This is a genomic window from Bacillus sp. J14TS2 (assembly GCF_018333015.1).
In the GTDB taxonomy this organism is placed as follows: Bacteria; Bacillota; Bacilli; order Bacillales; family Bacillaceae_C; genus Lederbergia.
Map to the genome: position 1 here is coordinate 47,152 of NZ_BORE01000010.1, position 16,959 is coordinate 64,110.

Below are 16,959 nucleotides of genomic sequence, written 5' to 3' on the forward strand. Positions count from 1 at the left end.
AAAGGATAAAGAGCAGCTTGACCTTATCAAACTGCTCTACGTTTATTTTACTTCTCTATTTTTTCACTTGAAAATTCCTCTTCCAAGATTGAATACGATTTTAAATCTCTGTGTTTTCCTTTCGTAAACATTCCTTTTCTGATGGTGCCTTCAAATGTCATTCCTGCCTTCTCCATAACTCGTTGAGAGCCAGTATTTTCTACTATACATTTTGCTCCAATTCTTACCAGATTCATTTTTTCAAAGCCGAATTTTATTATTTCTTTTGTTGCTTCTGTCATTATCCCTTTTCCCCAAAATTCTTGAGAGAGAATATACCCGATTTCGGCTTTCTTGTGCTTTAGGCTTATCGTTACATAGTTTATTGTCCCTACAAGTTTTCGATTTTCTTTGAGTTCTATCCCCCAAAAGACTATCTTGTTCTTTTTATATTGCTCCAATATATTATCCAAAAATGCTTTGGTATCTGATAAAGATTGATGTGTGTTCTAGCTTACATATTTTGAAACTTCATCGTTTGACCCGTAAATATGCATATCTCCTAAATCCTCTGTTCTTATCTTTCTTAGGACAAGACGTTCTGTTTCTAATGTTGGCAATTCAGCAAGAATTTCCGTTATTTCCATAAATAACACCTCTATCTTGTAATAAAGAAAACATCATTTCATCTTAATGCCATTTTCCATGCCTCATAAAATTCTTTGACAGTGGAATAACGTTCTTCTCGATCTTTTTCAACAGCCTTTAATGCTATTTCATATAGCTTCTTTCCTGCTCCCCATTTTGAAAAGGAGTGATCCATTTCACCGCCCAGTAATCCAAATGTGATCGCCCCCATTGTGAAGACATTGGTTTTCGAATCAATTGGACTGCCTTTAGTAAACTCTTCAGGTGATTTAGATCTAACGGCACCCCAAAATTGTTCTCCTATATCGTTTACAGATGGTGATGGGCGATAAAAGTCTATATCACAAATTTTTGTTTTATGATTTTTAAAATCGTATAAAATACTGCCATCATAAAAATCCACAGCAACAAATCCTTGCAATTCTACATAAGTATGAAAAGAAAAAATCATATCAAGGGAAGTTAAACGTTGCTGCAAGTCAAGATTTCTAAAACGATAAAAAGGTGAATCCGGGTGGTTGTACTTTGCTTTTCCAGCAAAAGACCAATGAGAGTGTAAACACTCCCCTTCAAACCATTCAAATACGGCTGCATATCCATTATCCGCAGTGAAATGATCGAGCAATTTTATTAAGTGTGGGTGTTCTAGTTTTTTATAAACCGGAATTGCTTTTATTAATCGATTCACTGCATCTTTTGGATTTCCAGAGAAATCCTTCGGTTCGGCTCCGGCATATTTAACAAAAAACTTTCTATTATTATTTTTGACTCCGAAACTAATATTTCCAGAATCCTGTTCATCAAATACGCAAAAAACTTCGCCAAATTTCTTCAACCATGAAAAATTTTGTTTTGCTTTTAACTGAAAGCTTATGTTGTCGATTGTTATTGTAATTAAATTCTGATGCTCAAAATTCACCATAAATTCTGATCCTCCTATAAATCGGGATCACGTAGTTTTTAGGGCCAATGATACGTTCACCCTTTGAATTGTACCCCACTAAAAATAATCGTCATTTTCATAAAACAACGCCTCCTTTCATAGTCGCTTGGAAACTGATTTTTGTTGTGTTCACAAATCCAGCCAATTAGGATATTCTAGGAAGAATCGAGTAGAGGGAAAAGCTAAATAACTTTTCGCCCCTCTCACACCACCGTACGTACGGTTCCGTATACGGCGGTTCAATAGTTTGAGTGTACGAACTGGTATTGAAGAGCGATATCTTTATATCCTCTTAATGCCAGTTCTTTGTCTGTCAATGAACGATGGAGTACATAGCTACCAGCTATGAGCCAGTAACCTTTTCTTGTATTCGACCATTCATAAGCTTTCTGCTTATCGATACCTAAGTGAATTAGATTTCCTCTTTTTGTGCTTGGATTTTTCCATTGTTTCCAAATGTACTGTCTAATTCTTCGCTTCAGCCACCCATTCAGATTCTTCATAAATCCTTTCATTTCTCCTATGCCATAGTAGTTTATCCACCCTGTCATAAGCTGTTGGATTTCTTTTAGAATCACATCGATATTTCGTCCACGATTACGTTTGGTAATCCGTCTAAGTTTCTGTTTAACGGTTACTTTTGCTTTAGAATACGGACGAATTTGAACACCTTTCTTTGTAACGAGGAGACAGAAGCCTAGAAACTTTCGTTTCAAAGGACTGCCAACCGCACTCTTTTCCCGATTCACTGTAAGACTCAAATCCGTCTCGAGAAATTTCGTAATACTTTTCATTACGCGCTGACCTGCTCTTTTGCTTTTCACGTAGATATTACAGTCATCTGCGTAACGCACGAATCGGTGTCCTCTTTTTTCCAGTAATTGATCTAACTCGTTTAAATAAATATTACTGAGTAACGGAGACAGGTTTCCTCCTTGAGGCGTTCCTTCCTCTGATTTTTCAAAGATGCCGTCAATCATGATTCCACTTAATAAATATTGTCTTATCAAGCGTAGTACTCGTTTATCCGTTATCCGTTTTTCCACAAAGTACATTAGTTTATCATGATTTACCGTATCGAAATAGGCTTTCATGTCCAAGTCCACCACATATTTGTACCCCTGTTCGTAGTACGACTTTGCCCGTATGATAGCTTGATGTGCACTACGTTTTGGACGAAACCCAAAACTATTATCGGAGAACGTTGGTTCAAATATGGGTTGTAATACTTGATGTATTGCTTGTTGAAGCATTCGGTCAATAATGGTGGGAATTCCCAGTTTTCTTGTTCCGCCGTCTTGCTTTGGAATTTCAACCCGTATTACGGGTTGAGGTTTATACTTGCCAAGATATAACTGCGTTAATAATTCTTCCCTGTGTTCCCTCAAGTATGGAAGCAGCTGATTGTATGTCATACCATCCACTCCGGCTGCCCCCTTATTTCTGACCACTTGAAGGTAAGCTTGATTAAGATTATCCCTTGAAAGGATTCTTTTAAACAGATTGGATACACCATTTTGATTGTTCTTTTCACCATGAAAGGCACTATGCGCTTCGACATACCCTTCATGTTCCACACTATCTCTCCGCCGATAGCCAGATTCTCCTGTTTTCTGCAGTTCTCGCACCTTTCACACCTCCTAGACTTTTCAAAATTACTATCGTTCGGTCCTTCATGTTTCGGTCCTTTCACACTACTACGACCTCTGCTGACTTCTTGTGATTCACCAAGATGTCACCATCTTGGTTGTGTCGGCTCGTTATCACTCAACTTGCACGTCACCCTCACAAGACCTCCCCCGGTAAGAGCGAAAACTTTCCTCCCATATAACTGCTAGATTTACTGTATAGGTTTCGGGCAGTATTGGACTTCGTCTTGTTAGACAGACTCATCCGACCTAATTCAGCCTTCTATCTAATTTCTGTTCGTCAGTCCAGGAGTTTGCGTCCGACTTCCTTCAGCCACTACCTCACGATAGCCACCTTGTCTTTCGCTAACAGTTCCTACTGCCAAGCCTGTAATGGTCTTTCACCACCAAGTTTTCGCCCATGCAGGGCGCACCTAAAAAAAGGAGAACCAAAATAATCTTTGGCTCTCCTTTTTCTTTATCCCGGATCAACTAGCAATCTTTTGAGGATGATAACATCCTTCCTGACTGAAGCTTCTCTTTATCATGATTTGTGAAAAGCCCTTATATCTTTTACGTCCATAGGGAACGCTTCATAATAGGCGAGGACGATAAAAGACCAAACTTATTGAATTTAGTAATCATCCACCTCACCCCTTTCGTTTTAAAGTATCCATAGTATACGTGATTCATTTTCAAAAGGCAATGCAGATTTACATAATTTACTAGTATCGCCCCATAAACTCAAAGTTCTTTATGATAATATACTTCTTCTGATACTTCTTTAAAACCAATCGAGTGATACAGTGATAAAGCAGATTCATTTGCCGTTTCCACCTGTAATTCTACTAAGGTACAATCATGATTTTTTAAATATGTAAGGGCTTGTGTCAGTAAATATTTTGCAATTCCTTTTCTACGCCAAGGTTCTCTTACAAATAGATCCTCAATGACTCCGTCTCCATCTTCATCAACCCAAGCCATAACACTTCCGACTAATGTATCTTTCTCCCTTATAGCAAAAGTAGTCCATTCAGAATTCTCCATGATTTCCATTAATCGCTGTAAACCAATTGGAGCTTCAGGCCAAATTTCCATGTCTGCCCTTAGGTATTCATCCATACTTTCCTTCGAGGACAGGTCACATTGCTGGCAACAATAAGATGCAGATAGAGCAGCATGCTCAATTGCTTCAGATTCGCTTCTATTCATCGTAAACGCGCTTTTCCTATACGTAAAACCTTTCTTTTTAAAATAATGGTTATTTTGCTCTTCAGTAGATTGATTTCCTATTGCAATCATCGTTCGATACTCATATTGTAACTGTTCTCTCAATTGATATGCCTTCTTGATCAAACAATCATACAATAAGTCATAGATTGCATATTCTCCTTCTCTTTCTGGAAGCACCTTGAGGTTGAAGTATATATAGTGCTTGTAATTTTTGGGGCTGCCTTGAGTAATTGCAGTAATCACACTAACCTGCCCTTTTCCGATCATTTCCTCTCCCTCAAGCGCTATAAACACATTCGTCCAATTCTCCTCATCCCCAACCCACCAGAAAACAGCATCTTCTCTAGATGTGACGGCATGGTACAGCCCACCCAGTTTCTGAAAATCATCCCTTGTAAATCTACGTATTTCAATATCCCCCATATCACTCGCCCCCTCTACAACTACGTCGCAATTCGTTATGTTAGACTTAACCTCATATAACAGTCCCCATCTTCGTCAAGCTCTCCAGTATCCACAAATCCAAGTGATTCATACAATCTATAAGCAATCGTGTTCTCTTTTGCACAAGAAAGCATAATGGAATCTGCTTTGAAGGGCAGCGCTTTCATAATATCAATAAACTTTTCCAATGCTCGCCTTCCATAGCCATTTCCCTGATATCTTTGATCGATCATCAATCTGGAAATATAAAAGTGATCTTCATCTTCATCGGGATCGTTCTCATCAATTGGCTCATAAATTGCCATGGTGAACCCTACCATTATATTATTATGATAAATAACGTATGGAATAGGGGTTATAACTCCATCACTTTGTAATGCAAATGCCTCCGACAAACTGTAAGCATTGTTAGCGAGATGTTGCCACTGTTCTTGAGTAAGATCTAACTCGATACACTCTTCAAAATTATCATCAGTTATTTTTCTTAATTCAATCATAATTACTCTTCTCCCCTCATATCTTCAAAAAATCCCCTTGGGTTTGCGGCCATTAATAAAGGATTATCCAAGTATTGAAAAAACTACTTAAACATTTATCTAAACATACCATTCGAGTTTAACCTATTCAAGAGAATAACTGGCTATAATTATTTTGTATGAATTGATGAAGCTATTCTTCTAGTAATTTAGCATCTTTTAAACCGGACAAGAAATATTTCTGAAATACCACAAATTCTCAAATAATTCCCGCTCATATCACTGTAATACAATTGTAATAATTGTAATTTCATGGTAAAATAAACTTAGTTCTTCGGTGAAAACCAAGTAGCGGAGGGAATGATCATGATACCAATTGTAGAAAATAATCGACGAAGTCGATTCACACCAGCTGTAAAACGTTTTTTAATTGTAATAGGAAGTATTACAATTGTGGCTGCCATCTTACTTTCAGCGCTAAGCTATTATCAAGCAACTCGTTTCAACTCGAAAATTGCTATTAATGATGTAAATGTGGGCGGGCTAACAGTAAAAAAGGCAATCAATAAACTAGAAGCAACTACATTAACAAACAAGGTATATATAGATGACGAACTTATTTTAGATGAGAATGGTACGAAAATGGCATTTTCGGATCAAGACATGCCTGTACTAAAGAAATTGTTAAAACAACAGTGGACGTTTTTTCCTTCCTCAGAGGAACAAAATTACTGGTTGATGCCGAAAAAAACGGATGAATTTCGGAACAAAACACTGAACAAACAATTAGAAGAAAAACTTCTATCCATGAACAAGAACTTAAAGGCACCCCAAGATGCAGAGGTTAAATTAGAGAATGGTAAAGTTGTTATCTCCGACAGTATCGGTGGAGAACAATATGATATTCCAGCTATTTTAGAAGATTATAAGAAACAGAAATATACGAGCGATATCCATCTGAAGCCAGCATTCTTAAAGCCTGTCAAATCAGATAACCCAATGGTTAAGGAAATGGAAAAAAAGTATCAGGCTTTCCTGGAGCGAACAGTTGATTATAAGGTACAGGATAAAGTGTATACCTTAAAAGCTAGTGAATTGATTAAAAACGCTACTATTTCAAATGATGACGAAGTGGCAATCACCACAAGTAATATTAAGGATAAGATTCATGAAATTAATCGGACTCAATCCACTCTAGATAAAAATATAGATTTTAAGACACATTCAGGTAAGGTTATTTCCGTAAAAGCACAAGGCTATGGCTGGGCAGTTGATGTTGAAAAAGAAGCAGCAAACGTTCAAAAAGCTTTTGAAAAAGGGGAAAAGTCCATTTCGGCCTCTAATATTTATGGACATGGCTGGACAAATGAAGGCATTGGCTATGAAACTACAAAGAATAACGGTATTGGTGACACATATGCTGAAGTTTCTATTGCAGAACAGCATATATGGATTTACAGAAATGGAAAATTAGTCGTCTCAACTGATGTAGTGACAGGCAAACATAGTACCGGTGAAGATACTTCACCTGGAATTTGGTATATTCTCTTTAAACGGACCCCGTACACACTAAAAGGTAGTGCGGTAGGGAAGCCCGATTACGAAATTGATGTAAAATACTGGGCTCCATTTACAAACAGCGGGCAAGGTTTTCACGATGCCAGCTGGCGGAAAAACTGGGCGCAAACAGCCTATCTAAATGATGGTTCAGGTGGTTGCGTCAATACGCCTCCGAATGTAATGAAAAAAGTGTATGATAACCTCAACACGTACGATCCTGTAGTCGTTTATTAAAAAGGACGGTTTTTGAGCTTCTAACAATGAAGTTCAAAACCGTCTTTTTACAATGGGAGCATCGGATCTGTTTGGTATTTATTTATTAACCTTTCCACCATCAGCAGCTTAATTCACCTTCAAGTATTGCCATTGTAAATCCTACATCATATTTCTCAAGCTGATTATTTCACTGCCTTCCAAATCGTCCATCGATCCTTTTCAACGATGATATCAGTTGTTGCTAGTGAGACATCTATATGATCGATTAATTTCTGCAATTCTTTATCATCTAATTCATGCAAGATACTTCTCCCCGTTCTTTCTTTTAAGTCACTAAGTAATTGTTCTTTCGTATCATATACTTTTCTGACTTCCCATAACTTAACTTCTTCGATGTCTCTAAATCCTGCTGCTTTAAGTGTTTCGATGACCAGCTGACTATGATATCGGCGATTTGTCTCTTTTTCAACTAATCTTGGGAAAAGTTCAAAGAAATATCCTCTTATATGGTTTTCGTTCCCTGCTAATAAACAATCCTCAGGGGTACGGTCCTGAACAATATAAAATCCGTCATCCTTCACCACTCTATATGCCTCTTTGAAACAAGCTTCTAAATCCTTAATATGATGGATCAAAGCCCTTTCAAGCAGTAACTGAAAATTACTACTAGCTAAGCCAGTATCAAACGCATTCCCAAACTGGAAAGAGATGTTCCGATATTCTTTACAGTTTTCTTGTGCCCCTTCAAGAATGGCCTTGGAAAAATCGACTCCAGTAACAGAAGTCACACCCATATCTGATAATGCCTTCGAATAAATGCCTCCACCACAGCCAATATCTAAAGCCCTAGATATATCTTCAATCGGTACAAGGTTATTTATTGCTTCAATCCATGATTGGTCAGCATTTCGCGTCGTATAGGTTCTCTGATTTTTCTTGTTATGAAAATTAATGCCCATTTTACATTCCTCCTCTCATTCTATTCTTGTTGACACACGTTATATTCCCTTGCCCATATTGGTAAATCTTGGGCCAGGATAAAAACCAACTTTTCGATAAAGGGCTTCGGCATGGTTTCCGACCGTAACGCAGAGTTTCACGACCTTTGTGTGCTCACTAGCACTTGCTCTTATATACTTGAGCATATATTCAGCAAGTCGTTTATTTCTGTGTTTAGGGACGACACACATATCACCGATCTCGGCAAATCCCAATGGCATATTTTTACTGATGCCAGCAATACAAAGTCCGGCAATTTCTTGCTCCTCATCAAGTAGAACGATGGAAAGATTCCTATATTGATAGACTTTCAGCAGATATTCCACATCCTTTAGAACTCCATCCTCATCTGGGGTGCCATAGACTTTATAGTCAATTCCTCCCTTGTATCCTTCCATCATCACCTTGGCAATTTTTTTACGATCTAGTTCTTCATTTAGAACTTGCAAAGTGAAGCCAGCGGGCAACTTCGCTTCGATGTTCGCATCGGCTGGACAGCACATTACCTGTCGAGTGACATCTATGCTATATCCTAATGTTAGCAAAATATCGATATCTTTTTGCAATACCCCATTAATATGACGAATGTCATCGCAACAACTAGATAGCGCCTTCCAAAATACAGTTCTGTCCGAAAAAGGTGCGATCAAAAACGGATACATAACCGTCTGATTATTAATAATCGCTCCGCCTATTTTTTCATTATTATCCATAAGCCAAAAACATTGATCCGTAAACGTAGTATCATTTAACCGAGTATTCCAGTCATACCACATTTCAATATCTGCATCGGCATAAATGACTTGATACACAGCAAACAAATCTTTTTCAGCCTGTTCTAATTTATATTTTGACATATACAAGCTCCTATTCTGAAAGAAAATTTAACAGATCGTTCCTTAAAAACCCCCTTTTATCGACACAGATCAATATGCACAAAAAGGCCCATAGCACATCAATATATTGTAGCGAATTATTTAATTTTTTTGCTTCTCTCAAACGAATCTTCCAATACAAAAAAGATTAGGGTGATTATAACCAATAAGAGTATGCTAACCTCATTAGGGATTGAGCTATAATATGGTAATGTTAAAAACAAAAGGACGAATATTGTAGCCGTTATTCGAAGAGTTAATAACTTTCCTTTATAATTATTCATTCATCAAAATACCTCTCTTCCTCAGCATATATTTATTGTACCCCATAAGCTGACTCGGATTGATCAAGAATGGATACAAGCCTTCCTTTCATATGCTTTCTTCCAATCTGATTTACTTAGCATGTAGTGATTGTAACGTTGATTGTCAATCGTCAATTGATGTAGGTAAGTAAAACTACATTTTTGAATCACTTTATTGGATGGTAGATTCTGAATCAAAGCAATGGCGTTCATATTTTCTACATTTGTATGCGTAAACAAATAATCTATTAAGCCATTTGCGGCCTTCGTTGCATATCCATTCCTTTGATATTGACTTGAAATAGCATATACAATCTCTCTATTCGGCGGAGGCAGCTCCTCTTTCATTCCCGTACAGCACCAACCAATACATCCATCTGTTTTCTTCAAAAATATGCCAAGTTTCAAAAAATGGCCGTCTATATTTTCAGTTTTAGCAGCCTGAAGAAATGCTTGATTTGCTGGTATTTCGTATTGGGCCGTCCACTCAACCCTCTGTTCTTTTGTTGATTTCCAGTCTGGTAAGAACGTTGATATTTCCGGCTGATTGGAAATTCTGTATATACTTTCGGCATCTTCTATGCGAAATTCTTGGAGGTAAAGATCGCCACAATCGATTCTAAATAAGTTTTCCAATCTTTTTTGTTCCATCAAATTACTCCTTATAAGGGATTTTTTATGATTTCTTCCTCAATTCCTTGAAACAAATCATAAGCGCCCTCTGACTTGTTTGAGCAGATAACCGATTGAACATTGTTTTCAGGATAATAAGCAGAATGAAAACTAACACCTGGATCATAGCCCATTATATGATATTTCAATATGGACTCTTCCTTTTTCTCTATCCAGACCCCATAGCCATAAAAGCTATCCTCATCATCACTGTAAATATGGGGAGTGAGCAATTTACACGTATAGTCTTCACTTATCAGTTGATGATTGAAAAGTGCCTTCCATAAATTTGCCATATCCTTGACAGTCACAAATGCGCCCCCATCAGAGCCACCTTTTACTGGCAGTGAATAAATATTTGTTTTCCAACTACCGTCAGAAAAATCTAGATAACCAAGTGCTGTCCTTGAAGGGAGAGAATCAAATTCAAAATAACCCGAATCAACCATACCAGCCTTTGTAAAAATATTTTGCTCGATATAATCGGCGAATTTTTGCTCACTGACCTGTTCGACGATCAACCCTAACAAAATATATCCGGCATTGTTGTAATGAAATCTTTCCCCTACCTTTAATTTCATAGGCTGATTTTGAAACAGCGGAAGAAAGTCTTGTAAACTTCTTATTTGATACATTGGAGTCTGAATCCACAACTCTTCAAAATCATCCATCACTTCCTCATCGAAGTAGTCTGGGATGCCCGATGTGTGTGTTAAAAGATGATGGACAGTGACCTCTTCAGAAAAATGAGGAAAGGAAAAGCTTAGACACTCTTTTAATCTTGTATCAAAGGACAGTTTTCCAACTTCAACAAGCTGACAAATGGCGATAGCCGTAAAAAGTTTACATCCAGAAGCGATGCCAAAACGTGTACTTAGCTGATTTTCAATTTGTTCGGAACGATTCGCGAATCCATAACTTTTCTCTGCCAAAACTTTATTGTTTTCTTGGACAAGCACCGCCCCAGAAAAATAATTCTCCTCTTGAATCGTATTTAAGCGCTTTATAATATCAGTATTCATCTGATCCCCTCCATTATTTAACTAGTTGTTGAAATTCATATTTACAACATACAGTGAAAGCTGGCTTTAAATCTTTTCTGTGCAAGGAATAAAAAACATGTCTAGGTCCGATAAGAATGTGGCCTTATCTTGTGCATAGGAACCATAATAGGCAACAAGTGCAATATCATCCTTATATGTTCTTTTAATCCTATCAACTAAAATATTGGGCGATCGCCATAGCATCTGCCATCAATTACTCTCCCCTTCGGTAAAATCTATTTAACTCTAAACGATTCTGGTGTAAATTTATCATTATCATGCACCCCCTTTGTTTACATAAAAAAATAGAACAATCCTCTACGCCCTTTCCACACAAAAAAAGAATGACAAATGAACAAACACTCATTTACCATCCTGTGATTAACCGTATAAAAATTTAAAAGGTTCTCAAGCTGCCTTATAACGAAATGAAGGAGTAAATATGATTGTTCTTATCTGTCAATCGAAAAAGGACATACTTCTCCTATTACAGGATCCGCTTTTTCGACCGAACTATTTAATTCATTAGATAAGAACTTGTATAATCATTAATCAAAATTCTCCTTACACCATTAATTTTCATTATTTTACCATACAACTGTTCATATTTATATAGTTTAATTGAAATATTTTGTGAATTTCAAGTTTTATTTGCAAAACTAATTCTTATTTCTATTTATAATTATTATCAACTTAAAAAAATATGGATACGGGGACTTTTCATCTTTTCCTATTATTGAAAAAGACACTTATTCTTGTTACGAATAAGCATCTTTTTCAACAATTGTATTTATATTTTCCCAACCATATACAAATTCAGTTAGCTGCTTTCCTGCTATTTCAATCTCAGCCGTGTCAATTTTTTCCGCTCCGAGGGATTCATAGAAGACCCGGGAGCGGTTTTCTGCCAACACTTGGACGATCATCGAGAAAATATTTTCCTCTTGTAAATTTTCAATAACTGCCTTTACTAGCAATCTTCCTATTCCTTCCCTCTGGTACTCTTCTAGGATATAAATGGCATATAATTCTCCTTTATAATGAGGATATTTTCCGATTCTTTCCTTTCCTCCGTTAGCAAAACCAACAATCTCGCCATTAGTGGTTTCAGCAATAAATACCGCTGTTTGTGGAATAATATCTTTCCATTTTTCTTCTCTGCTCTCATATGTCATATTATGTAAATACTTATCCGGCACAATCCCCTTATAGGTTGTTCTCCAACTATCAACCTGAACTTTTGCAATGCCTTTCGCATCTGTTTGCTTAGCTTGTCTAATCTTCATGGCCCCCTCCAATCAGTCCGATAAAATTTCATCCTTGATCATATTTACCTGCTCAATCATATGCCCAATGTTACCTTCGCCCGCATACCTGCTCATATCGAAAAAGTTTTGCTTCAAATCAGTCCAATACAACTCATTTTCATCTCCCGAAACCTGGATATCCCGCTTCAATCTGCCAACATAAACTTCCACATAGCATTGATGAACATAGTAGGTAAAATCCATGACATGGTGTAGTGTCACATCTGCTTTTGAAATGCTCGTCTCTTCAAACAATTCCCGATAGGCCGCTTCCATCCCGTTTTCTCCTTCTTCAATTTTCCCACCAACAAAATTACTTAAGCCCTTATATGGTTCCCGTAATCGCTCACACATTAACAACGCCTTCATATCATTGCTATAGATCATTAGAACATTATATCCTTGCATTGTATCTTCCATATTAAAAACATCCCTTTTTCGGTATCAGAGTTTTGTCCAAATCGCCTTCGTATAGGCGACTTTCATTCCAGCTCTTTCCATATTTCTAAGACTACCGCTGCCATAGCCTGTTTGCCCGACAATCATATGGCAGTGATTTTGTTGAGCCTGTTGTAATCGCTTTTTGACCAAAGCGCTGTGCACACCTTTATTTCTATATTCAGGTGTGGTCGCGGATGCAGCGAGCGTTGCTATCCCATCCTGTTCAAATAAAACACCTATTCCGGCAGGCTCCCCTTTTATACGTGCCAAGTAAAAGGTCCAGTGCTCATTATGATGCAAAACCTGATTATTTTGCGCCACAAAATCGATTAACGAAGATGGCATATTAAACCCTTTCGTATAAATCTGGCCAAAAATAGCAAATTCATCATCCTCAAATTCACGAATCGAAATTGAACCGTCTTCCTCTAAGTCCACCTGATCATCCGTTGCTGGACCATAAAGCGCCGTACGGAAGCTGCGTTGAAAATAGCCTCTCTCTGAAAGCAACTGAAATAGCTCAGCAGAACAATGAGCAGGAGTGATTTCAAAGTTTGCTGATATTCCTCTTTCATGATAAAAATCTAAAATGGCACCAATTTCATCCAGCTGATCGCCACTAAGCCCCTTCACATTATTGAATGAGGGACCCGGAATATTCTTTACATAAAAGGCAACCGCATCACCAAATTTTTTTATTTCCACCCCCATCGGGTTACCTTCTATTTTCTGAACACCTGTCAATCTTGATTCCAAAAGTTCTATTTCTGATTGCTCGATTTTACGTGCAAGCTCTTCCGTCAAAATAAGCGACATTGATCACACCTCTATTTCTTATATTTTAAAAAAGTTTTAGGCAAGTTCGATATACCGCTGTAATTGCTCAGCTACTTGATTGTTCCCTTGTTCTTTAGCTATATCGATCGCTGTTTTTCCGTCATTTATCTTTGCATCAATTGTAGCGCCATGTTCAATCAAAAGACGAACTATTTCTTGGTTGTTATCATGAAAAACCGCAGTATGTAAAACTGTATACCCATTACTGTCAACGATATCTGGATTAGCGTTATTTTTTAGAAGGAGTTCAATAATTTCTATATCCCGTGCTCCCGCTATAGCAGCATGAAGAGCTGTATTGGAAGGGATATAGTCTATTTTCGAGTGGGAGACGGCATTGACATCTGCATTGAAATCTAAGAGCAGTTGAGCCGCTTGTTTATTTCCTAGATGTGTTGCAAATCCTAGCGAAGTTATCCCTTGCTCATTTTCTATATTTGCAAAAGACGAATTAGCAATCAAAGCCGTTTCTAATGCTGGAACATCATTTGTTTCTATCAATCGAAATACATCGCTTACTGTTGCATCCATCATAAAAACCTCCATTATTTTGTTTATGTATAACTTCTATATTTCTATAAAATTACCTTTTTTCTATTGTCACGCCGCTCCGCCCATGTTCCTTTCTAGTGAGAGCCAATAACTGCTGTGGAAACCCATTTAAACTAGGCAAATGAAACGAATAGAAAATAAGGAACACATCCCTAAAAACGCAGATTCATTCATAGAACTTCACTTTCATAGATTCTTGATTGGCTTCCCCACGGATGATAGCCATCACCTATATAAGTGAATCCATATTTTTCATAATATCCAATATGGTCCGTGCACAGATAGACACATGATTGAATCCTGCTTTTTTGGCATCTGCTTTAGCATGCGTAAGTAGCTTTTCCCCTAAAGATCGACCGCGGTAGTTCTCTTCAATATAAAGAGCACATATCCATGGCCATAAATCCATACGACTAATAAAATCATTGCTAATGAGTCCGGCACAACCAATGATCTCATCGGATTGCTCCATTAAGTACCAAATAGGAAGAGGGTTATCTGTTGTGAGGCTATGTGTAATCGAATCCTCATAGACTTTCATACTGTCTTCGTCTGCCCACTTGCTTTGAAAATATGTAATAGCTATTTCTTTATATTCTGGATGTTCTCTCAGATTAATAATATTCATCCGCACTTTCTCCTGTCTTTAGTTATGGCAAGTGCTCCCGCAGTGAGTGTCTCTCTTTTTATTTAGCATTAGAATTAAATGTCTTTGTACACAAATTCTCGGTATTGCACAAAATCATTTTTCTTATAAAAATTCTTTGCCATTTCGTTATTTCCCCAATAGTCTAGTTCAATCTTGTTCATTCCGTTTAGTTTTGCCATTTCAATAATTTTGTCCATCAACATAGAGCCATAGCCTTTTTTTCTTTGGGCTTCTGAGATGCTTATTTGATGCACATAGACCGATTTATATGCTTTCCTAAAGGGGTTATCAGGATAGCACTTGAATTCAATCCAAGCATACCCTAAAGGCTTGTCATCATCTTCAAGCAAAAAGAAAATGAACTCTTCTTTATCAATAATTTTTTGGAAGAAAGACTTAATCTCTTCAAAATTATATACCTTAAAATATTCGGGATATAGATTTGCGTGTATATCATGAACATATTTATTTAATTTTGCGACCAACTCAAAATCGTTTGTTTGACTAATATTCATTTTCTTCTTCCTCTTTGTAAAAATTTTCCTACAATTAAATACTAACATAAAATCTATCTATATGAATAAAGCGTCCAAAAATTAAGAGATTTTAAATAGAAGGTATGAATAATTCCTTCGTTGAACAATAACCAAGAGGCCTTTTCTACAAGATTTATCAATCACGGCGCCGTTGATAGCTTTGCAGCCGCACATTCACTCAAATTGTGCGGCTACAAACTGAAGCATCTTTTTCATATTCTTTTGAGCATAGTTACTATCGAAGGTTACTTCATAACCATGAGGTAAAGGCGTTATCTCTTTCCCATAATAATTAAATTGATGCTCGATACCGAGTTTATCCAACTTTTTATTAAAAGCGTTTGCTTGTTTATAAAAGGAGGCCGTGTTTCCGTCGGAGATGAAAACTGGCGGATAATTGGTTGTCACATTTTTTACTAGGTCAGCTTGTTTTGCGGATTGCTTGGTTTCATAGTCATTGCCCCAATATGCTCGACCATAAATAGACCATAGATAATCCTTCAACCAACTATCCTTTGATTGAGCAAATTTAGTGGGTTCAAATAAGGCAGAGTTGAAAATAACGCCTTTTATGGAATTGGCTTCTATTACAGATTGCATATTCAGCTCTTTGGCATATTCATCATCTGTTTGGGCCAGCACAAATTGTCCTATAATCTGTCCTCCTGCTGAACTTCCTCCCAACATAACCTCTTCCATATCTATACCATATTCATTTGCATGGATTTTTAAAAACTCAATGGCTTCACTCATTTGATACAGAGGAATGGGATAAGGATATTCAGGTGCAAAGGCATAGTTGATAGATACGACATTATATCCTGCATTTGTGAATGAGGTGTAATAATCAATCTCTGAACGGCCAGATTGATCTTCCTCTACCTTATCCCCTGTTACAAAACCTCCACCATGGATAAAAATATAGGTCGGTCTTAAGGTAGATAGATCATGATTAGAGACATAAATATCTAAGAAACTATTGGGATACTGAGTGCCATATTGTATATCATTTATGTACATTGTTCCATCTTGCAACACCGTCGCTGCCGACTTTTTCTCGGGGTGATAGGAATTTTTGTGTTCAAAAAATAATTGAATCCCCGCCATCGGACGAACGGCTAGAAACATAATAAAGCCCACAAACATGATTATAAAAACTTCGACAATTGCCCCTAGAGATTTTGCTCCAATTGTAAGGATTTTACGACTTTTCGGCTGCTGACTCTTTAGTGTTCGGGTCTTATATAATCGCAATACGATTAACAGAAATCCCATTACAATAGAAGCAAAAGCATTCATACATAATAGGATATAGTGATAGTAAAACAAGAATACGAGTTCTAACAGAATTACAATAACTCCAATGCAGGCTAGCCAGGTTTGCTTGTTCACAAAGGCAAAGGCTAGTTGAATTACAAAAAAAATCAGAATACATATATGCAATATTTCCGTAAAATTAACAAGCACTAAAGAGGCTGCACCTAGAATAAACATGCCTACCCCTATTATCATCCATAAGAAAGTATGATCGAGCTGCTTTTTCATATACACTTCTCCTTCTCACTTTCAGATCCTATTCCCTTATCGCCTTTCTGAATAACATCTGGAAAACCGGA

At 37.1% G+C, this 16,959-nt stretch carries 16 protein-coding genes and 1 pseudogene; 1 reads left to right on the forward strand and 16 read right to left on the reverse strand.

The genetic code is table 11. The features are described from left to right. Positions 1-47: 47 nt before the first annotated feature. The 5 genes and pseudogenes from KI375_RS15845 to KI375_RS15865 all read right to left on the reverse strand — a co-directional run bounded on the left by KI375_RS15845 (position 48) and on the right by KI375_RS15865 (position 5,372). A pseudogene (locus KI375_RS15845) lies at positions 48-626 on the reverse strand (GNAT family N-acetyltransferase). 38 nt (positions 627-664) lie between these two features. After that, entirely contained in the window at positions 665-1,549 is an 885-nt protein-coding gene (locus KI375_RS15850) for a serine/threonine-protein kinase (RefSeq protein ID WP_212974448.1), read from the reverse strand. A gap of 260 nt (positions 1,550-1,809) precedes the next feature. Further along, positions 1,810-3,198 (reverse strand): group II intron reverse transcriptase/maturase, encoded by a 1,389-nt coding sequence (ltrA, locus tag KI375_RS15855; RefSeq protein WP_244852724.1) that lies wholly within the window; start codon positions 3,196-3,198, stop codon positions 1,810-1,812. A 744-nt stretch (positions 3,199-3,942) separates the two neighbouring features. After that, positions 3,943-4,854: a GNAT family N-acetyltransferase gene (locus KI375_RS15860; RefSeq protein WP_212974449.1), complete on the reverse strand. Its 912-nt coding sequence runs from the start codon at positions 4,852-4,854 to the stop codon at positions 3,943-3,945. Positions 4,855-4,889: 35 nt separating this feature from the next. Beyond that, positions 4,890-5,372: a GNAT family N-acetyltransferase gene (locus KI375_RS15865; RefSeq protein WP_212974450.1), complete on the reverse strand. Its 483-nt coding sequence runs from the start codon at positions 5,370-5,372 to the stop codon at positions 4,890-4,892. A 345-nt stretch (positions 5,373-5,717) separates the two neighbouring features. On the opposite strand from KI375_RS15865, the gene KI375_RS15870 reads away from it, so the two are divergent. Beyond that, entirely contained in the window at positions 5,718-7,145 is a 1,428-nt protein-coding gene (locus tag KI375_RS15870; RefSeq protein ID WP_374706855.1) for a L,D-transpeptidase family protein, read from the forward strand. 164 nt (positions 7,146-7,309) lie between these two features. Here KI375_RS15870 and KI375_RS15875 read toward each other — a convergent pair whose 3' ends face one another. The 11 genes from KI375_RS15875 to KI375_RS15925 all read right to left on the reverse strand — a co-directional run bounded on the left by KI375_RS15875 (position 7,310) and on the right by KI375_RS15925 (position 16,888). Next, complete coding sequence (locus KI375_RS15875) at positions 7,310-8,086, reverse strand: class I SAM-dependent methyltransferase (RefSeq protein ID WP_212974452.1); 777 nt, start codon at positions 8,084-8,086, stop codon at positions 7,310-7,312. Positions 8,087-8,125: 39 nt separating this feature from the next. Then, complete coding sequence (locus tag KI375_RS15880) at positions 8,126-8,983, reverse strand: GNAT family N-acetyltransferase (RefSeq protein ID WP_212974453.1); 858 nt, start codon at positions 8,981-8,983, stop codon at positions 8,126-8,128. A 365-nt stretch (positions 8,984-9,348) separates the two neighbouring features. Continuing rightward, positions 9,349-9,957 (reverse strand): GNAT family N-acetyltransferase, encoded by a 609-nt coding sequence (locus KI375_RS15885; protein ID WP_212974454.1) that lies wholly within the window; start codon positions 9,955-9,957, stop codon positions 9,349-9,351. A gap of 11 nt (positions 9,958-9,968) precedes the next feature. Beyond that, positions 9,969-11,000: a serine hydrolase domain-containing protein gene (locus tag KI375_RS15890; protein WP_212974455.1), complete on the reverse strand. Its 1,032-nt coding sequence runs from the start codon at positions 10,998-11,000 to the stop codon at positions 9,969-9,971. 779 nt (positions 11,001-11,779) lie between these two features. After that, the gene (locus KI375_RS15895; RefSeq protein WP_212974456.1) at positions 11,780-12,307 is read right to left on the reverse strand and encodes a GNAT family N-acetyltransferase; all 528 of its coding nucleotides are present in this window, start codon (positions 12,305-12,307) and stop codon (positions 11,780-11,782) included. A gap of 12 nt (positions 12,308-12,319) precedes the next feature. Next, positions 12,320-12,736 (reverse strand): NUDIX hydrolase, encoded by a 417-nt coding sequence (locus KI375_RS15900; RefSeq protein WP_212974635.1) that lies wholly within the window; start codon positions 12,734-12,736, stop codon positions 12,320-12,322. 36 nt (positions 12,737-12,772) lie between these two features. Beyond that, complete coding sequence (locus KI375_RS15905) at positions 12,773-13,585, reverse strand: GNAT family N-acetyltransferase (protein ID WP_212974457.1); 813 nt, start codon at positions 13,583-13,585, stop codon at positions 12,773-12,775. Between the two features lie 36 nt (positions 13,586-13,621). Next, entirely contained in the window at positions 13,622-14,137 is a 516-nt protein-coding gene (locus tag KI375_RS15910) for an ankyrin repeat domain-containing protein (RefSeq protein ID WP_244852726.1), read from the reverse strand. Positions 14,138-14,387: 250 nt separating this feature from the next. Next, positions 14,388-14,786, reverse strand: a complete 399-nt coding sequence (locus tag KI375_RS15915) for a GNAT family N-acetyltransferase (RefSeq protein WP_244852728.1) — start codon at positions 14,784-14,786, stop codon at positions 14,388-14,390. Between the two features lie 74 nt (positions 14,787-14,860). Next, complete coding sequence (locus KI375_RS15920) at positions 14,861-15,322, reverse strand: GNAT family N-acetyltransferase (protein ID WP_212974459.1); 462 nt, start codon at positions 15,320-15,322, stop codon at positions 14,861-14,863. A 195-nt stretch (positions 15,323-15,517) separates the two neighbouring features. Next, the gene (locus KI375_RS15925) at positions 15,518-16,888 is read right to left on the reverse strand and encodes an alpha/beta hydrolase (RefSeq protein ID WP_212974460.1); all 1,371 of its coding nucleotides are present in this window, start codon (positions 16,886-16,888) and stop codon (positions 15,518-15,520) included. Positions 16,889-16,959: the final 71 nt, after the last annotated feature.